Source organism: Nostoc sp. CCY0012 (assembly GCF_963920855.1).
Classification (GTDB): Bacteria; Cyanobacteriota; Cyanobacteriia; order Cyanobacteriales; family Nostocaceae; genus Cyanocohniella.
This window is the reverse complement of sequence record NZ_CAWUDM010000118.1, coordinates 1-16288: the sequence shown is the minus strand read 5'-3', so window position 1 is coordinate 16288 and position 16288 is coordinate 1. Positions and strand designations below refer to the sequence as shown.

Here is a 16288-nt window from a genome sequence, read left to right as displayed (position 1 = left end):
CCCTTGTCCCCTTGTCCCCCAATCCCCTTATCCCTCAATCCCCTTGTCCCCAATCAGGAGAATCAAACAATGATTAACGCCAAACTTGCTTCACAATCTCATTCTGAACACCAGACAATCGTTAAACTCTCAGAAACAGTTGCTTTCGGTGGTGATGAACTAGTAATTATCGGTGGCCCTTGCACTGTGGAAAGCTTAGAACAAATGCAGATGGTTGCGGAAACTCTATCTACTGCACCTGTACAGGCTTTACGCGGTGGTGTTTATAAACCCCGGACTTCTCCTTACGCTTTCCAAGGTATGGGTGAAACTGGATTGGATGTTTTAGCAAAGGTGCGATCGCAGTACAATATTCCTGTTGTCACCGAAGTGATGTCAATTTCCCAAATACCGATAGTTGCAGCTCATGCTGATATGCTGCAAGTAGGTAGCCGCAATATGCAAAACTTCGATTTGCTGAAGGCTTTGGGTGAAGCTGGTAAGCCTATTTTACTCAAGCGTGGATTAGCCTCGACTATTGAAGAATTTGTCATGGCAGCCGAATATATTTTAAGTCACGGCAATCCAGATGTGGTGTTGTGCGAACGAGGTATCCGCAGCTTTGATAATTACACGCGCAACGTTTTAGATTTAGGGGCTGTAGCTGCACTCAAGCAAATAACTCACTTGCCTGTGATTGTAGATCCTTCTCATGCTGTAGGGAAACGGGAATTAGTCGCACCTCTGGCGAAGGCGGCTGTGGCTTGTGGGGCTGATGGTTTAATTATTGAGTGTCATCCTGAACCAGAAAAATCTGTTTCTGATGCACGTCAGGCGCTTTCTTTAGAAGATATGCTGAGTTTGGTAGATTGTTTAAAGCCTGTAGCAGTTGCTGTAGGACGGAGTATAGCCATTAAAACTGGGGTGGATGTTAAATCTGCCCCTATTTTTTGTGCTGCTTAACTTTTTGGCGATAAGCCGAAGGCTTGACGCTACGCGTATCGCATTTACCCAGGATATAACAAGGGGGATGCGATCGCACTATGGAAGCAAACTATGTAACAGAACGTGAGTTCGATGGCTTTAAAAAACCCCGCTTCCATTCCTCTCCCCGACGCGGGGAGAGGCTTAAAAACACTATTTTTTCGTACCAAACTGTAGATTTTTTGCCCCTTCCCTCGTAGGGAAGGGGTTGGGGTTAGGTTCCGTCGAACTCACGTTAACAGAATGTAAAAATGACAAAACCCTTGCCATTGCTGAGTCGCAAAGCGACACGCTACGCGAACGTCATACGTCCTCACAATGACAACAGTATAGTTATGTTTACTCCCACATTCCGCACCCCCCGGTGTCACAATCGGTAATTTCGTATTTTTGAATTCATTTTAGGATGTTTTTTATACAAAAAGGTCGAAATCTTAGGTGGCGATCGCTAATCCCAAACCCCCAAACGACCATTTTTCGTTGTGTGACAGTTTAGGGTGCGGAAGATGGGTTACTTAGTTCAAAGATGCGCCTCGCCCAACAACACAATAGAACAAGTCAATTCTTCAATCACTTCGGTTGTTACTTGGCTAACAGCTAATCCACCTGTAGTGCGATAACGGACGGAACGTAACACTGCTAAATCAAATGCTTCAGCTTCCCGAATTATGGCTTTAGCAACATCATCATTGATGATAATTTGAATATTTGTTTTCACTTGTAACTGACTTTTAGCAACAATATCAGACAATTGAGTTGTAAATTGTTCTACTAAATTAGAGGGAGTATTACGATTGCATACATGTATTAGTACTACTTCTGCCTGATTGACATCAGCCAACATTTCCGCAAACCGCCAAGCGCTGATGGTTTGTGGTCTTAAGTCTCCAATTGGTACCAGAATTTTTTTGATTGTTTTGGGACTACTCACTAAACGTGTTACTGCTACCGGACAGTGAGAAGACCAAAAAACGCTATCAATGACATTACCAAATAAGCGCGCCCGTAAGCCTGTAGTGCGAGACCAACCCATGACTATCAAACTAGCATTTTGTTCTCGGCTGGTGCGACTAATTGCTAAAGCTATATCATCATCAATGCGAATTGCCGTTGACACTTGCACATGAAATTCTTGACTAATTTCTTTCGCTAACTTTAATCGTTGCTGACTTTGGTGAAGTGCTATACCTAACTGGGGATCATCCATGTGAACATGGGCTTTACTAACAGCTAAAGTTACAATTTTTCCAGATTGATGATGAGCTATTAAAGCGGCTAATTCTATTAAATAAACCTGGGTTTGCGGGTTATATATTGGTACTACGACAGTAAATGAATTTTGAGCTTTTTCTAGCGGCTGACCTTCATAACTTTCCCACCAAGTTAAAAGACTTTCTGTTTCAAAATCTGTCTGGGGCATTTGTAATAAGACGGCAAATCTGGCTGTGATTAATGGCCCCAAAATAGAAGTCACTAGCATAAGCACAATTACACTATTTAAGACTCCCTCACTAATTAACCTTTCACCAGCCGGATTTAAGGTTTGATAACCAACCAAGGCAGCTGCTAATGTCGCTGCTACCTGTGGTAGTGATAACGACCACATTGTGAGCATTTCCACATTACTGTAGCGATAAACTAGCTTTGCTAACAATGCTGCTATAAATTTACTACCAATCAAAGCAGTTACGATGACCACTGTCAGCCAAACTGAACTGAGGGTTTGAATAAATGCCGGAATATTAATTAATAATCCCATGTCTACGAAGAAACAAGGGATAAATAACACGCTACCAATAAACTCAATTTTTTCTTTAACTGGGCTGCGTCCGACAACATCGTTGACTGCTAAACCTGCTAAAAATGCCCCAACAATTTTTTCTACTCCGACTATTTGCGCTCCTACAGATGCCAAAAATAATGCTAGCAATATGAATAAAAATTGGTTACTTTGTTCATCCCCAGAACGACGAAAAAACTCTTTACCTGCCCAGTCAAAACCAAATAGTACTAATACAGAGTAAATTGCTAACCCACCTAACAAAGTTATTAAACTTAGGGCTGTGAACTCTCCTTGATGGATTCCCACGCAAATTGCTAGGACTAATAAAGCGCCTGTATCAGTAAAAATTGTGGCGCCAACTGTCACTGTTACAGCTTCATTCATCACCACTCCCAGACGACTGACAATGGGATATGCCAAGAGCGTATGGGATGCTAGCAAAGAACCAATGAGTACGGAAGCATTCCAACCAAAATCGAAGAACCTGCCTACACAAATACCAGCAATTAATGGTACTAAAAATGTAAAAGTTCCAAAACCAATAGATTTATTTTTAGTTTTGCGAAACTGTTTCAGGTCAATTTCTAAACCAGCGACAAACATCAGATATACTTTACCGATATCTGAGAGCAGTCTCACAGTGTCAGAGTTAGAGTCTAAAAGCTTTAGACCATTTTGCCCTAGTACTACACCTGCTACTAGTAAACCGACTAATCCAGGTATTTTAAATCGCTCGAATATAGGCGGCACAGTAAAAATTACTGTGAGGAGAATTGTAAATGCAATAATTGGACTGTCGATGAGTACGTTTGATGCCATTTTTATTCGATAGAGCTAAATGAGCAAAATGATTATGTATTTTTTATATAAACAGGATTATTTTATTGGTTCTTAAAAGTTACTGCAATTGAAAAAATAATTTATCACTGTGTATTGCTGTTTGAAAAACAGTATTCTAAAAGTAGTTGTTTATTTTTTCTAATATTCCTTAAAACATTTTTTTGATGAGGATAAATACTGCACTTACATTTTATAATTCTATCTCAAGAACCAGGTTCAACAAGCATAATGATAATAAGAAAGCTTGAGGTTAGCTCATAAAGGTAAGTGGGATAGCAAAAGTTTAACTAAAATTAACCAAGAATTTCTCAGTAATTAACTGTCAGTGCTTTTTGATGTTTAGCGAGTGAAAATCCCAGGATATCATTCCTTAAAGCCATAAAATAGGAGATAATTAAGTATTATCTATAAGTAACTGCTATGGTGTGAGTAAAAGAAGAAGCTCCTAAAGAAAATCTGCAAGAGTATTCTCGGCAGTTGCTATTAATGATAATTTTAAACATTGGGAACCCTTAAAAATCAAACTTTTATGAACGTAGCCGACGATAAAACCATTGTCCGTGAGTATTTTAATTCCACAGGTTTCGACCGTTGGCGGCGAATTTACGGCGATGGTGAAGTCAATAAAGTCCAACTAGACATCCGCAACGGACACCAGCAAACCGTAGATACAGTTATTGGCTGGCTGAAAGATGATGCTAATTTAGCAGAACTTTCAATTTGTGATGCGGGTTGTGGCGTGGGTAGTCTCAGCATCCCTCTAGCGACAGATGGCGCTAAAGTCTATGCCAGCGATATTTCTGACAAAATGGTGTCAGAAGGTAAAGATAGAGCCTTAGCAGCCTTGGGAAATGCCGAAAATCCAACTTTTGCTGTCCAGGATTTGGAATCTTTGAGTGGTCAATACCATACTGTAATTTGTTTGGATGTTCTCATCCACTACCCCCAAGAAAAAGCCGATGAGATGATTTCTCACCTTTGTTCTTTGGCGGAGTCACGGATGATCATCAGTTTTGCGCCCAAGACCTGTGCCTTGAGTATACTCAAGAAGATTGGCAGTTTCTTTCCTGGCCCTAGTAAAACAACTCGTGCTTATCTACACCGCGAGGCTGATGTGGTAAGAATCCTGGAAAGTAACGGTTTTGCCATTCAACGCCAAGCAATGACTAAGACTCGCTTTTATTACTCCCGGATACTGGAAGCTACGCGTAAATGAGGTTAAAATTGCGGCAATGTAATTAAATATACTCTGCCGCAAGTATGAAAATCATTAAAAAAGTTTCTGCTGGTTTCATGCTGTCTTTGGGATTGTTATGTTTGTTGGTTAGCTTCAGCACGTTATCTGATTTAACCGCAGAAGATAAAACTCCAGAAGAAAAAGCAGAAGCGCAAAGTGCTTTTTGGGGAGGAATAATCTTTGGTGTACCATTAGCAGCAGGCGGAGGATATATATTCTGGGGTTTGCGCCAAAAAGATCAACAAGAGTTAAGCGATCGCCTGGATGCTATTTTTTATCAAATGCTCAAAGCCAATAATGGTAAAATTACTGTTTTACAGTTGGCGATGGAAGCAAAGCTACCAGGAAAACAAGCCCAAGAATATTTAAATCAAAAATCCCAAGAATTTAACGCCACTTTTGAACCCAGTGATCAAGGTGACATTAGTTACTTGTTTCATATTTGAACTTAATTAGCCACAATCACCAGTTTTTAATGGAAGCTTTTGCCAAGTAAGGTTAAAATCACAAGCAAAGTTTAAAATCTGAAGTGAAATTATGAAGACTGCTGAAAAATTGGCTGCGGGTTGGCTTTTAACACTCGGATTTATGTTTTTGACTTTATCAGTCTCGGCTAGTCTAGAGAGAAAATCTATTGTCAAGCCTATTTCTACAGCAACCAATGAGGCTTTCATAGACTTTCCCAATCAACCTGCTTTTACTCACCTTGGTGATATTGGGAGAAATGGTATTATTTTTGGCGTTCCCACAATCTTGCTGGGCGGTTGGATGAGCTTAGGGTTGTACCGTCAAAGCAAGAATGAAAAAAAGGTACTTCAACAACAATTAAGCGATCGCCTGCAAACTACGTTTTACAATATGCTCCAAGAAAACCAAGGGTGTGTCACTGTTTTAAACTTTGCGATGCATTCTCAACTACCCGCAGCCGATGCTAGAGAATATTTAGATTTGAAAGCTAAAGAATTTAATGCAAATTTTCAAGTCAACGAAGAAGGCGCTGTATCATATCATTTTGATATCTAAGATCAATCTTAGTGAGAAATGGCGCAAACTTTTGTCAGCATAGCTGCCGTTCTTGGTGGTTTATCCGTAGCCGCAGGTGCTTTCGCTTCTCATGCCTTGCGGGAAAAAATCAGTGAGCGATCGCTAGAAATTTTTGACACTGGCGCTCGCTACCAAATGTACCATGCTCTAGCACTTTTGTTAGTAGCTCTTTTAATTAGTCGCACTGAGTCTCCTCAACCTACTTTAATAGCCAGTGGTTGGCTATTTATCATTGGCATTGCGATTTTCTCTGGTAGCTTATATGCCTTGAGTTTAACTGGTGTGAAAATTTTAGGTGCCATTACACCTATAGGTGGTGCTGCTTTTTTGGCTGGTTGGGGTGCTTTAGCTATTGCAGCCGGGAATTTGAAGTTATAAAAAAATGGGGTAGGAAGTTCCCACCCACTTCTATTTTTGGCGTTTGATTAATCAAGTACCTAACTTAACTGGAGTTCGACGGAACCTAACCCCAACCTCTTCCCTTGTAGGGAAGGGGCAAAAATCTTGACTTTGAGAGGAATGGAAGCGGGGTTCTGGGGAATGTATCGAACTCACGTTAACTTAAACTTTGGCCAATTCTGGTGCAGGGCGCTTACTGTTACGAATGTTGGTAATCGCTTCAGCATAGTCTTTGGCGTTAAATACGGCGGAACCAGCAACAATTGCATTAGCTCCCGCTTCTAAAACCTGCCAAGTATTATTCGCTTTTAAGCCACCATCAACTTCAATCCAGGGGTCAAGACCACGTTCGTCACACATTTGACGCAATTTCCGAATTTTGGGTAAAACTCCAGGAATAAAGCTTTGACCACCAAAGCCAGGGTTGACGCTCATGATTAGTACTAAGTCGCACAGTTCGAGAACGTATTCAATTAGCTCTAAAGGAGTACCAGGGTTAAGAACAACTCCAGCTTTTTTGCCTAGTTCTTTAATTTGTCCTAAAGTGCGGTGCAGGTGAGGCGAAGCGTTATGTTCGCAATGTACAGAAATAATATCAGCACCCGCTTTCGCAAAACCTTCTACATACTTTTCTGGTTCCACAATCATCAAGTGGACATCCAGTGGCTTGGTTGTCACTGGGCGAATCGCCTCCACAACCAGAGGACCTATCGTAATGTTAGGTACAAAACGACCATCCATTACATCAACGTGAATCCAATCGGCTCCAGCTGCATCTATGGCACGAATTTCGTCGCCCAGACGACTAAAGTCGGCTGATAGGATAGATGGAGAAATCACAATGGGCTTTTGAGATGAATTTTGGGTCATGGTTAGTGGGTTTTAAAGCGTTCTCGTCTGTAAATATTGTAACAAAACATTGAGCAATTGCTGATCACTTTGATCCCAACTTGTTAAGGATGCAAAGGAAATACTCCCACACAGGGAAGCAGACAAAATTATCTTGATAAACAATTACTAATAACTAATAATTAACTATTAAACAATGAGCAAAAAACTAGGCTGGATAATTTGGGGATTGAGTGCTTCTTGTTTAAGTGTGCCTGTACTTGCTTCAGCTTTGCCAAGTTCTTTAGGTACTAATGGTATTGATGCGCTCAAGCTACATCAAGCTCCTTATAATTTACTTGGGCGCAAGATTGCTATTGGTCAAGTAGAAATTGGGCGACCGGGAATGTTTGGTTGGGATAAAGCAGTATCGAAAAATCGTGCCATATCGTTAGCAGCTGTTTTTTTACGTAATGAACCAGCCAAATCCAACAGCGGTGTTGATTCCCATGCCTACAATGTAGCTGGTGTGATGGTCAGTCAAGATAAAGCTTTTCCTGGAGTGGCCCCAGAAGCTAGACTATATTCTTCGGCTGTGGGTTCTACAAAAAATATGGGACAGCCAGAAGAGTGTTTATCAGCGCAACATATAGCTTTACAAAATGGTGGTGATGTCCGCGCCATTAACTTTAGCTTTGGTGAACCTCTCAGCCGTGATCCTCGCACAGATGCGGTTTTAGACGGTAATGCTTTATTGACTTTATGTATTGACTGGTCGAGTCGCGTTCATAATATTTTGTATGCGATCGCAGGCAATCAAGGTAAAGGTGGTATTCCCATCCCTACAGATAATTTTAATGGCATGAACGTGGCGTTTTCATCCCGCCGAGGCAATTTTTATAATAAAGTTGACGTTTCTAATTTGGCGGGGCCTAATTACGGAGCAACAGCTAGGTTAGCTGGGAAAGAGTTTAATATTGATGGTCGTCCTTCTGTCAGTTTGGTCGCACCTGGTAGCAACATTCCCATGCTCAATCCCGATGGTAAGTTGAATAAGGTCACAGGTACAAGCTTTGCGGCGCCTCAAGTGACAGCTACTGTGGCCTTGTTGCAAGAATTTGCCGACCAACAGCTACGAAAAAACCAACCAAATTGGAGTCTTGATGCTCGTCGTCAGCAAGTAATGAAGGCTGTATTGCTCAATTCAGCCGACAAAATCGCCGATAAGGGTGATGGCTTGCATTTGGGAATGACGCGGACACTTATTGATAAACAAAATCAAGACTGGCTGGATTCTGATGCTTACCAAGACCCTAAAATTCCCTTAGACTCACAAATGGGTACAGGTCATTTAAATGCTTATCGTGCTTATCAACAATTTAGCGCGGGTCAATGGAAACCATCTCAGACAGTCCCCGCTAAGGGTTGGGATTATGGCACGGTGAATGTAGGGTCAACGGTTGATTATATGTTAGCCGAACCGTTAAAACAGGGAAGTTTTGTCAATATTACTCTCAATTGGCATCGCTTGGTAGAGCTAAATGATACCAATAAGAATCAAAAATATGATCTAGGAGAGCAATTTAGCGATCGCGGCTTCAATAATCTCGATCTCTACTTGGTTAGGTCTGATGATGATAACCCATACGTTGGGGCTGTATGCTCTTCAGTCAGTGAAATAGATAATGTCGAACACATATTCTGCCCTGTGCCTGATACTGGTAACTATAAAATCCGTGTCCAGTTTCGTGAACAGGTGAATGAAGCAACTCAAACTTACGGTTTGGCTTGGTGGAGTGTTACTCAATCTGCTTCACCTGAGTAATTTCGCCCTTGTACACATGGGTTTTTACGTTAATGAGCGGTCATAAACATAAGTATTATTTTATACTTTTATGTAATAATGCTTATCAATAGTTTCAAATAACACAATTGGTGATGAATCATTTGTCACTAGTGTCAGTTAGTAAACTGTCATGAATAAAATGTTTCATTTGATCCTAGAAGAGATACCATTGATATAAGTGCAAGGAGTGTTACCACATCACTCAATGTTTGTTACAAGTTATTCTGGCAATGCTTCTGATTCCAGCGGTGTTGCAAATTCAGAAATGTGGCATCAGACCAGTGATTTGGTAAAATCCAATACGAAAGGGCGCTTAATATGCAACTATATTAAGTGCTTTTTTGTGTATAAAAATAAATAAAGGTTTCTTATTGGGAAGTCCAGTAATTCCCCAGCAATCGAAATAAAAAAAAGCCAGAGAGAATCCGGCTTTCCCCAATGAAGATGATTAAAATCTCAGAAAATACATAAGTTGAGCGATCGCCTCACCAGGTAAATCCAATCTTTTTTGAAAATCCACTAAATTACGATAAGGCCCGGCTGATAACCGATTTTCCACTACTGCTTGAGCAATGGAAATATCCATAAAGGGAATTGTGGCTAACTGTTCTGGTGTGGCTGTGTTGGGGTTAATTAACTGGGTAGGACGCTCTAGAGATTCGTGGTCATAATAAATAAAATTGAGTAGTGGCTTTAATGGTTCTAGTCGCTGGGGTGGTATGGCTAAAGCCGCAGCCACATCTTCTATACAGTAATATTTAACGCCTGAATGGGAAAGTTCCACAAGCGATCGCGCTTGATGAATGGATAACCCAGGTAACCTTAACCAATCATCCACAGTTGCTTGATTCGCATCAATGCGGATACCCAGTTGTGCAGCTAGCTGAATTTCGTCCCCAGACTGTAGTCTATAGTACGGGTCGTTGAGGAGTTTGGCGCGGAGTTTTTGCAACTTGGAATTTAAAGGTAGCCAGTTCATCATTTTTGCTTGCATCAAGAAATTTGGTCTAGCAGCTGGCGGCGCTTTTGTTCAAATTCATATTCCGAAATTAATCCATCTTGGCGGAGTGCATCTAATTCACGCAAAGCCTCAGCAATTCCACTTACCTGATTACCTACAGGCTGGATATTTTTGACTGCTGACTTACCCAGATTGAAGTGACGATCAAAAGCTTCTTCATCTTGGGCTAAATACCAAACTCCTTCAATTGCACTAGCCACCTTGGGGATAGGTGTCCAGGATAGCAAGACATATAATATACCCCACAACGGCTGTCCTAAATAAAACTTATGTAAACCGGAAATTGTCAGCGTCCCGGACAAAGCTAAAATTGCAGCCACACTTCGACTTTTGCGTTTAGTCAACATATTCCCAATTAAAATACCACTATCTCATTTCTAAGATAAGACAGCGATCGCCGCAAAACATCTACAATGCTGAAAAGCTTCTTCATCTTGAGGGTGAAGCTTGACATATTCCCGTAATTCTGAGTCGGTTAATTCTCGATAATTTGAATTACTCATTGTATAATTTCTTCACCGGTTTAAAATACAGTTAGCAAAGATGGGGTTTAGCTTCGCGGAGCTTAATTGATGAATTTACAAGAAATCATTAATTTTATTAACAGTTTACCCACAGAGGAACGAGACTATTTATTTGAGTTTCTGCGTCAAAAAAAGGAGGAATCTAGAGGTGAGAATTTTTGGCAAGGATTACAAAAATTTAGACAGGGAATTGAAAGTGAAGGGATTATTTTTACTGATGAGGATTTTGCTGATTTACGATATCCGAGTTGAAAATTGGTTTGTTAATAGTGGTGAAGGCTGAATTATGGGTGTGTAATGCCCCTTGGTACGAAAAATGAAGATGGACAAGGCAAAATATTAAGTTATCTGTCTCCCATAACAGCGATTTCCACTTCAACATCCAGCGGATTAACTTTCTCGGCCTTTAAGATATCATAAGCGCTATGGTTGATGGATTTAAGAGGTTTTTGTATCAACTTTACTTGTATTTATTGGGTGGAACTTCTACCCAGAGGTTTCTTGCCTGATCGAGAATTTGGATAATTTTGATTAAGGCGATCGCCTTACCTGTTTCGGCAACTTGGGAGATGCGATCGCCTACTTCAAAGTTTATTCCGGGTACTGTCACCCACCAAGCACAAGGACAATGACCATAAAGGGCTTGAGTTAGGGCTAAAATTGATTGAGGATCGCTGGTATGTCCAGTCATGGCATAATCAGCGGCAGGTAAAAGTGACTGTATTCGCACATCAAATTTGTCTACTGGTAAATAAGCATCAACAAAAATTACTAATTCAGTATTGGCTAAATTTGTCGCCAAGTCAGGGGTAAGTTGATGAACTGCTAAGGATTTCACTGTTGATAAACCCCAACCAGCTATTTCATTAGCTATTTTTTGTCCAATACCGTCATCGCTACGTAAATCGTTACCATAACCAATTACTAAAATAGTCTTATCCATTTTCATGACCAAGAGGATAATCTCACGCAAAGACAAGCCAGTGCGTTGGGCGGGTTCCCCGACTTGTAGCAACTGGCGCGCAAAGACGCAGAGAGAGAATGTTCTAGGTTCTAAACTCTGACCGACTTCCTCACTGGACTTTTCATCGCAGCATCTTGATAAATTTCGGCTTTCAAGGGGCCATAAATTAACTCGTACCAAGTATGTCCGACTTTGGCATCAAAGCCTTCTGGTTGACCGCGCATGAACATATGCAGACATTTAGCAGACTGTCCAGGTAATAATTGCCAGGAGAAACAACTGGGATTATCTTCATAGGGATGGGCGATCGCTTCGATATGCAAATTCGTTGCTAAACCGTAGGCTGCATAAGGCGGGGTTGTGGAACCGACAGCAAACCAATCGGGTACAGGAAATACTTGTTCAATATCCTGGGTTTGTCCCATGTTCATGTGAGCAAAGTAATGTAATCCAAAGGGGATATTTACTATTTCTGGAGTATTCCCTATCCTGTCTTCTTCAGCTTTGGGTTTACCTTTAACAAATAGTTCTTCCATTAAATAGTCTGCACCAGCGTACAAACTAATTACTCGGTAAAGTTCGCAGATTAAATGACGATTTTTACCTGTAACTGGGTCTGCACCCATATAATCAAAGGGTTCGGAAGCAATGGTAATACTCGCTCTCACTGGCCCTTGAGATTGAGAAACTAGCCGATAAGCATGATTGAACAAAGAAACTTGATAATAAGGTGATTTGGGATGAGAAGAGCCTGGTAATTGCAGTTCACTTACCTGCATACAACGTTTTTCGGGGTCTTGACCTAACCATTCCCCTTTCGCTGCCAAAAACGGATCGAGTATTTCTTGGTGGTCAAGCTGGACACTGGTGGCTGAACCAGAAAACCAATTGCGACCATTGTCTTCGGGTGCAGGTATTAAATTAAACCAAACAATTAAACGGTTATTAACTAGTCTGACTCCTCGTTCTCGCCCATCTGAACCATAGACTACTTCTATATTCGGCTCACCCACGCTCATCTGCTGCGGCTTTCCCCGATCTACTCGCAAGAAAGTTGAAACCAGGATTTCTTCTGGTGAACCTGGGGGTATAGGATTTGACAATTCTAAAACCAAAGTATCACGGGTAGGATCTTCTGGATCGATGCGGTCGATTTGTTGATTTATGGGCGTATGTGCAAGGTCACGCAAATCACTAATTACCAGTTCTTCAGGTGGAATTTGCCACTGTTGAACAACGGCTTGCCAGGGTATATTAATACAACCAGTTCGCCAATAATTGGCAGAATTAAAAACAGCTAATAAATTAAGGGATGACATCCGTCTACCCTCCTTGGTATTTGTTATGGGACTGAAAATTTTATGATGTGATTGGCTAAGATGGCTTCGTATTTGAAATTACGAAAAAAATTTGAGGAACTTGTGAGGAAAACGCAAAACCAGAAAAATAAATTTATATTAGTTATGTTTGTGTTGGAGACATTACCAGTTTTATGATGAATTTGTTTGCTGGTTCACTAGAGAATGCTTCTATTGATATGTTGATGAATAGAAACCTTCTCTACAAACATCAAAAGGTATGGATTGATATATGTCTGAAGTAAATTCACAAAATATTATTAATACAGTAGCTACTCTTGTAGAGAGATACGCATCAGGTCAACGTGATTTTAGTCGGGTGGAACTAGGTAAAGCAGATTTATCAGGTGTCAATTTAAAAGGGTGTGATTTAAGCTACGCAGACTTAAGTGAAGCCAATCTCCAGGGTACTAATCTGCGGGGAACTGACTTGAGTTTTGCCGATTTGAGTCAAGCTAATCTCCAAGATGCTGATTTACGGGGAGCATTATTAATGTCAGCTAACCTGAGAAATGCCAATCTGCAAGGAACACAGCTAGAAAAAGCAGACTGCGATCGCAATACCCATTTTCCCCCAGATTTTGACTTGGCTCAAGCGGGTGTACAGATACAAGAAGGGTAGTAGGGACTGGGGAATAGGGGAATGAGTCAGACAGATTTTGGGATGACCCATAAATGTTAATTTTGCTATGGCTTGCTCTTGTGATGGTTATGATGATGGCGTTAAAAATATACACCCGCCACCTAAGCAATTTATGACCGAAGAACATCACAATACTCCGCAATTTTTGCGCGATTTACCGCCACAGTTTGAGCCACTGCGATCTTTTTTGACAACAAATTTACTCCGTTACATCAAAATTACTGAGGAAGATGTGGGTTGCCTCAATTCCGATTTAACCGGAGATCTATTACATCTGTGGCAAAGTAAAATTGGCGGTCATCCCTATCTTCCCCAGGGAACCAGTTACCCTGTTGATGGAAAAACAGGTGAGATGATGATGTTTCTCATGCAGGTAAATTGTATCGATTTACCGCAGATTGAGGGGTTTCATCTACCCCAGCAGGGAATTATCCAATTCTATTCAGGGTTAGATGTCCCGATGTGTGAGCTTAGTCCTGAGAAACACCGCATCCTCTATTTTCCTGAAGTTTTTCAGGATGAAAGTAAATTAGTTACTGATTTTAGTTTTACAGAAAGCATCCGCGAAAACCACGAATGGTATGACCAGATTTATGCCTTAGAATTTTCTGTGGAGCGCGATTTATTCTGGGAAGATCGATATTCGGATGAACAAATCGCTATTCCTGACGACCTGATGGACATTGCTGAGGAATTTCATAGCTGGCTTTCAGACTATGATGATGAGAATAAAACAGCAGGCCTTGGTAACAAGTTGGGTGGATATGTATCTCTCGATCCTTTTGAAGTAGATATAGAAGGAGCTAAAGGAAGATTGCTGTTACAACTTAAACATCCATTCAACTCTGATGATAACTTTTACTTTTTTATCGAAGATAGTGATCTAATAAACCTGGATTTTAGCAAAGTTGGCTCTTGTTTTTGGCGTATGTGAAAGAAACTTCCAGATATAACTTGTAATAAAAAATTTTTGCTTGTAGTAAGGGCTACCCTACGGGAAGGCTGCATGAACAGATATTATCTTGTCAAGCTCTGCGGGCATAGCTGCGCTTACCGTAGAGCGTCTCGAAGAAAGGACTAAAGTCCTCACTACAAACTTAAAATAATATGCCAGTTGCGTAAGTAGGTAGGCAGGAAAATTTACAGGTATGTCATTACGTTCGCAGAGCGTGGCGTTAGCCATACGTAACGGAGTGAAGCGAAGTATAAGACCGAAGCGGTCACGCTCCGCGTTAGCGGAGCTTTCGCTTTAGCGATACGCAAGGGTTATAAGGATTTTATATTCTGTTACATAGTTGACTTTATTTGTGCCTACCTACTTAAGTCCTACTTTTTTTATTATCTGGTGTTTCCTTCCCGCCATACTTGATTGACAACATGGCCATCAGCTGAGATTAATTGAATATGTAAAGGCATTTGTCCAGCTGCATGAGTCGAACAACTTAAACAGGGATCAAACGCACGTATTCCTGCTTCTACACGATTGAGCATTCCTTCCAAAATTTCTGTACCCTGAATAAAGTGACGGGCAATTTGGGCAACTGTGCGGTTCATGGCCAAATTATTCTGACCTGTGGCAATAATCAAATTCACTTTTTGCATTAAGCCGTTTTCATCAACTTGATAATGATGAAATAATGTACCACGTGGTGCTTCACTGACACCAACCCCTGCTAATTGATTAACTCCAGCTTCCGCACGCAGTCGTGTTGCAAGTAAATCTGGGTCATCTAATAAGATTTCCACTTGCTCAATACAAGCCAAAATTTCAATCAAGCGGGCGTAATGATAGCAAAATGATGATGTCACTGTATCGTGAAAGCGCTGACGAAATTCTCGTAATTCCTGATCAGCCAACGGTGTACCAATATGACTACAAATATTCAGCCTAGCTAACGGCCCTACCCGATACATCCCACTTTGTAACCGACAATGGTCATTGTGGTCAGGATAACCCAAAGGTCGATAATAGGGAGATTTTAAGTAAGAATCTGATTGTACAGCTTCGCCGATAAATTCTTGATAACGTGTGGGGTCAAGTTGATCGGCAATGATATTACCCGCACTATCAACAAAGCGAATGCGTCCGTCGTAAGTTTCCCACAAACCCTCAGGAGTAACTAACCCCATAAATAAACTAGGAAAGTTACCAAAGGTTTGGGCTTCTTGTTCATAGTCTTGGAGTAAGATTTTAAATTTAGCCAACGCATTCAACACCGTGGTGCGTGCTTCGGGAATGCGGTTGTAAATATGGGTACGATTTTCTCTTGACAAAGCTTCTCGCACTCCACCAGGAACGGCCCAAGATGGATGTATTTTCTGTCCTCCCAATAACTCAATAATTTCTTGACCAAACTGACGCAAGCGAATACCACCACGAGCAAATTCTGGATCGGCTGCAATTAACCCAAAGACATTACGCTTTTGGGGGTCACTATCCATACCCAACAATAAATCTGGGGCGCTGAGATGAAAGAAACTTAAAGCATGAGACTGGATAATTTGCCCCAAATTCATTAACCGGCGGAGTTTAGCAGCAGCCGGAGGTATAGTTACAGCCAAAATGCGATCGCCTGCTTTAGCCGAAGCCAACAAATGACTCACCGGACAAATACCACAAACCCGTGCCGTAATACCTGGCATTTCCCACAGTGGACGACCCTCACAAAACTTTTCAAATCCGCGAAATTCGGTAACATGAAACCGCGCATCACTTACTTGTCCAGCATCATCGAGGTAAATACTAATTTTGGCGTGACCTTCAATGCGGGTAACAGGGTCAATGATGATTCTTTTAGACATAACAAGGGGAGATGAGGGGATGGGGAGATGGGGAGA

At 41.2% G+C, this 16288-nt stretch carries 17 protein-coding genes; 9 read left to right on the top strand and 8 right to left on the bottom strand.

Annotation, left to right across the window (positions count from 1 at the left end; genetic code table 11):
• The first annotated feature begins 69 nt into the window (after positions 1-69).
• Complete coding sequence (gene aroF / locus ACM0OS_RS24320) at positions 70-942, top strand: 3-deoxy-7-phosphoheptulonate synthase (RefSeq protein ID WP_414545753.1); 873 nt, start codon at positions 70-72, stop codon at positions 940-942.
• Positions 943-1483: 541 nt separating this feature from the next.
• On the opposite strand, the gene ACM0OS_RS24315 is transcribed toward aroF, so the two are convergent.
• Positions 1484-3565 carry a cation:proton antiporter gene (locus tag ACM0OS_RS24315; RefSeq protein ID WP_414545751.1) on the bottom strand — a complete coding sequence of 694 codons (2082 nt, stop codon included), beginning with the start codon at positions 3563-3565 and terminating at the stop codon, positions 1484-1486.
• Between the two features lie 550 nt (positions 3566-4115).
• Between ACM0OS_RS24315 and bchM the strand changes: the two genes are divergently transcribed.
• From bchM to ACM0OS_RS24295, 4 genes are all read left to right on the top strand, one after another.
• Positions 4116-4802 carry a magnesium protoporphyrin IX methyltransferase gene (gene bchM / locus ACM0OS_RS24310; protein WP_414545750.1) on the top strand — a complete coding sequence of 229 codons (687 nt, stop codon included), beginning with the start codon at positions 4116-4118 and terminating at the stop codon, positions 4800-4802.
• 44 nt (positions 4803-4846) lie between these two features.
• The gene (locus tag ACM0OS_RS24305; RefSeq protein WP_414545749.1) at positions 4847-5269 is read left to right on the top strand and encodes a hypothetical protein; all 423 of its coding nucleotides are present in this window, start codon (positions 4847-4849) and stop codon (positions 5267-5269) included.
• Positions 5270-5360: 91 nt separating this feature from the next.
• Positions 5361-5846 carry a hypothetical protein gene (locus tag ACM0OS_RS24300; RefSeq protein WP_414545748.1) on the top strand — a complete coding sequence of 162 codons (486 nt, stop codon included), beginning with the start codon at positions 5361-5363 and terminating at the stop codon, positions 5844-5846.
• 18 nt (positions 5847-5864) lie between these two features.
• A complete protein-coding gene (locus ACM0OS_RS24295; protein WP_414545747.1) occupies positions 5865-6245 on the top strand; it encodes a DUF423 domain-containing protein in 381 nt (126 codons plus the stop codon).
• A 183-nt stretch (positions 6246-6428) separates the two neighbouring features.
• Here the strand turns inward: ACM0OS_RS24295 and rpe are convergent, their stop codons facing one another.
• Positions 6429-7136 (bottom strand): ribulose-phosphate 3-epimerase, encoded by a 708-nt coding sequence (gene rpe / locus ACM0OS_RS24290; protein ID WP_414545746.1) that lies wholly within the window; start codon positions 7134-7136, stop codon positions 6429-6431.
• A gap of 175 nt (positions 7137-7311) precedes the next feature.
• Here rpe and ACM0OS_RS24285 point away from each other — a divergent pair, with 175 nt between their 5' ends.
• Positions 7312-8919, top strand: coding sequence for a S8 family serine peptidase (locus ACM0OS_RS24285; protein ID WP_414545745.1), 1608 nt, complete (start codon positions 7312-7314; stop codon positions 8917-8919).
• 469 nt (positions 8920-9388) lie between these two features.
• Here the strand turns inward: ACM0OS_RS24285 and ACM0OS_RS24280 are convergent, their stop codons facing one another.
• Genes ACM0OS_RS24280 through ACM0OS_RS24270 form a run of 3 tightly spaced genes read right to left on the bottom strand, consistent with a single transcriptional unit; the run spans position 9389 to position 10464 of the window.
• Positions 9389-9922, bottom strand: coding sequence for a helix-hairpin-helix domain-containing protein (locus tag ACM0OS_RS24280; protein WP_414545744.1), 534 nt, complete (start codon positions 9920-9922; stop codon positions 9389-9391).
• 11 nt (positions 9923-9933) lie between these two features.
• Positions 9934-10308: an NINE protein gene (locus ACM0OS_RS24275; protein WP_414545743.1), complete on the bottom strand. Its 375-nt coding sequence runs from the start codon at positions 10306-10308 to the stop codon at positions 9934-9936.
• Positions 10309-10338: 30 nt separating this feature from the next.
• The gene (locus ACM0OS_RS24270; protein ID WP_414545742.1) at positions 10339-10464 is read right to left on the bottom strand and encodes a DUF6887 family protein; all 126 of its coding nucleotides are present in this window, start codon (positions 10462-10464) and stop codon (positions 10339-10341) included.
• A 69-nt stretch (positions 10465-10533) separates the two neighbouring features.
• On the opposite strand from ACM0OS_RS24270, the gene ACM0OS_RS24265 reads away from it, so the two are divergent.
• A complete protein-coding gene (locus ACM0OS_RS24265; RefSeq protein WP_414545741.1) occupies positions 10534-10737 on the top strand; it encodes a hypothetical protein in 204 nt (67 codons plus the stop codon).
• 208 nt (positions 10738-10945) lie between these two features.
• Here the strand turns inward: ACM0OS_RS24265 and ACM0OS_RS24260 are convergent, their stop codons facing one another.
• Positions 10946-11428, bottom strand: a complete 483-nt coding sequence (locus ACM0OS_RS24260) for a hydrogenase maturation protease (RefSeq protein ID WP_414545740.1) — start codon at positions 11426-11428, stop codon at positions 10946-10948.
• 110 nt (positions 11429-11538) lie between these two features.
• On the bottom strand, positions 11539-12768 hold the full coding sequence (locus ACM0OS_RS24255; RefSeq protein ID WP_414545739.1) for a hypothetical protein: 1230 nt from the start codon (positions 12766-12768) through the stop codon (positions 11539-11541).
• 271 nt (positions 12769-13039) lie between these two features.
• Here ACM0OS_RS24255 and ACM0OS_RS24250 point away from each other — a divergent pair, with 271 nt between their 5' ends.
• Complete coding sequence (locus ACM0OS_RS24250) at positions 13040-13429, top strand: pentapeptide repeat-containing protein (RefSeq protein WP_414545738.1); 390 nt, start codon at positions 13040-13042, stop codon at positions 13427-13429.
• 67 nt (positions 13430-13496) lie between these two features.
• Positions 13497-14384, top strand: a complete 888-nt coding sequence (locus tag ACM0OS_RS24245) for a DUF1963 domain-containing protein (protein ID WP_414545737.1) — start codon at positions 13497-13499, stop codon at positions 14382-14384.
• A gap of 404 nt (positions 14385-14788) precedes the next feature.
• Here ACM0OS_RS24245 and ACM0OS_RS24240 read toward each other — a convergent pair whose 3' ends face one another.
• On the bottom strand, positions 14789-16252 hold the full coding sequence (locus tag ACM0OS_RS24240) for a Ni/Fe hydrogenase subunit alpha (protein ID WP_414545752.1): 1464 nt from the start codon (positions 16250-16252) through the stop codon (positions 14789-14791).
• Positions 16253-16288 lie beyond the last annotated feature (36 nt).

Excerpts from the sequence above, each read along its gene's own strand:
- aroF (WP_414545753.1), top strand. The coding sequence starts at position 70 with ATGATTAACGCCAAACTTGCTTCACAATCTCATTCTGAACACCAGACA.
- ACM0OS_RS24315 (WP_414545751.1), bottom strand. The coding sequence starts at position 3,565 with ATGGCATCAAACGTACTCATCGACAGTCCAATTATTGCATTTACAATT.
- bchM (WP_414545750.1), top strand. The coding sequence starts at position 4,116 with ATGAACGTAGCCGACGATAAAACCATTGTCCGTGAGTATTTTAATTCC.
- ACM0OS_RS24305 (WP_414545749.1), top strand. The coding sequence starts at position 4,847 with ATGAAAATCATTAAAAAAGTTTCTGCTGGTTTCATGCTGTCTTTGGGA.
- ACM0OS_RS24300 (WP_414545748.1), top strand. The coding sequence starts at position 5,361 with ATGAAGACTGCTGAAAAATTGGCTGCGGGTTGGCTTTTAACACTCGGA.
- ACM0OS_RS24295 (WP_414545747.1), top strand. The coding sequence starts at position 5,865 with ATGGCGCAAACTTTTGTCAGCATAGCTGCCGTTCTTGGTGGTTTATCC.
- rpe (WP_414545746.1), bottom strand. The coding sequence starts at position 7,136 with ATGACCCAAAATTCATCTCAAAAGCCCATTGTGATTTCTCCATCTATC.
- ACM0OS_RS24285 (WP_414545745.1), top strand. The coding sequence starts at position 7,312 with ATGAGCAAAAAACTAGGCTGGATAATTTGGGGATTGAGTGCTTCTTGT.
- ACM0OS_RS24280 (WP_414545744.1), bottom strand. The coding sequence starts at position 9,922 with ATGATGAACTGGCTACCTTTAAATTCCAAGTTGCAAAAACTCCGCGCC.
- ACM0OS_RS24275 (WP_414545743.1), bottom strand. The coding sequence starts at position 10,308 with ATGTTGACTAAACGCAAAAGTCGAAGTGTGGCTGCAATTTTAGCTTTG.
- ACM0OS_RS24270 (WP_414545742.1), bottom strand. The coding sequence starts at position 10,464 with ATGAGTAATTCAAATTATCGAGAATTAACCGACTCAGAATTACGGGAA.
- ACM0OS_RS24265 (WP_414545741.1), top strand. The coding sequence starts at position 10,534 with ATGAATTTACAAGAAATCATTAATTTTATTAACAGTTTACCCACAGAG.
- ACM0OS_RS24260 (WP_414545740.1), bottom strand. The coding sequence starts at position 11,428 with ATGGATAAGACTATTTTAGTAATTGGTTATGGTAACGATTTACGTAGC.
- ACM0OS_RS24255 (WP_414545739.1), bottom strand. The coding sequence starts at position 12,768 with ATGTCATCCCTTAATTTATTAGCTGTTTTTAATTCTGCCAATTATTGG.
- ACM0OS_RS24250 (WP_414545738.1), top strand. The coding sequence starts at position 13,040 with ATGTCTGAAGTAAATTCACAAAATATTATTAATACAGTAGCTACTCTT.
- ACM0OS_RS24245 (WP_414545737.1), top strand. The coding sequence starts at position 13,497 with ATGGCTTGCTCTTGTGATGGTTATGATGATGGCGTTAAAAATATACAC.
- ACM0OS_RS24240 (WP_414545752.1), bottom strand. The coding sequence starts at position 16,252 with ATGTCTAAAAGAATCATCATTGACCCTGTTACCCGCATTGAAGGTCAC.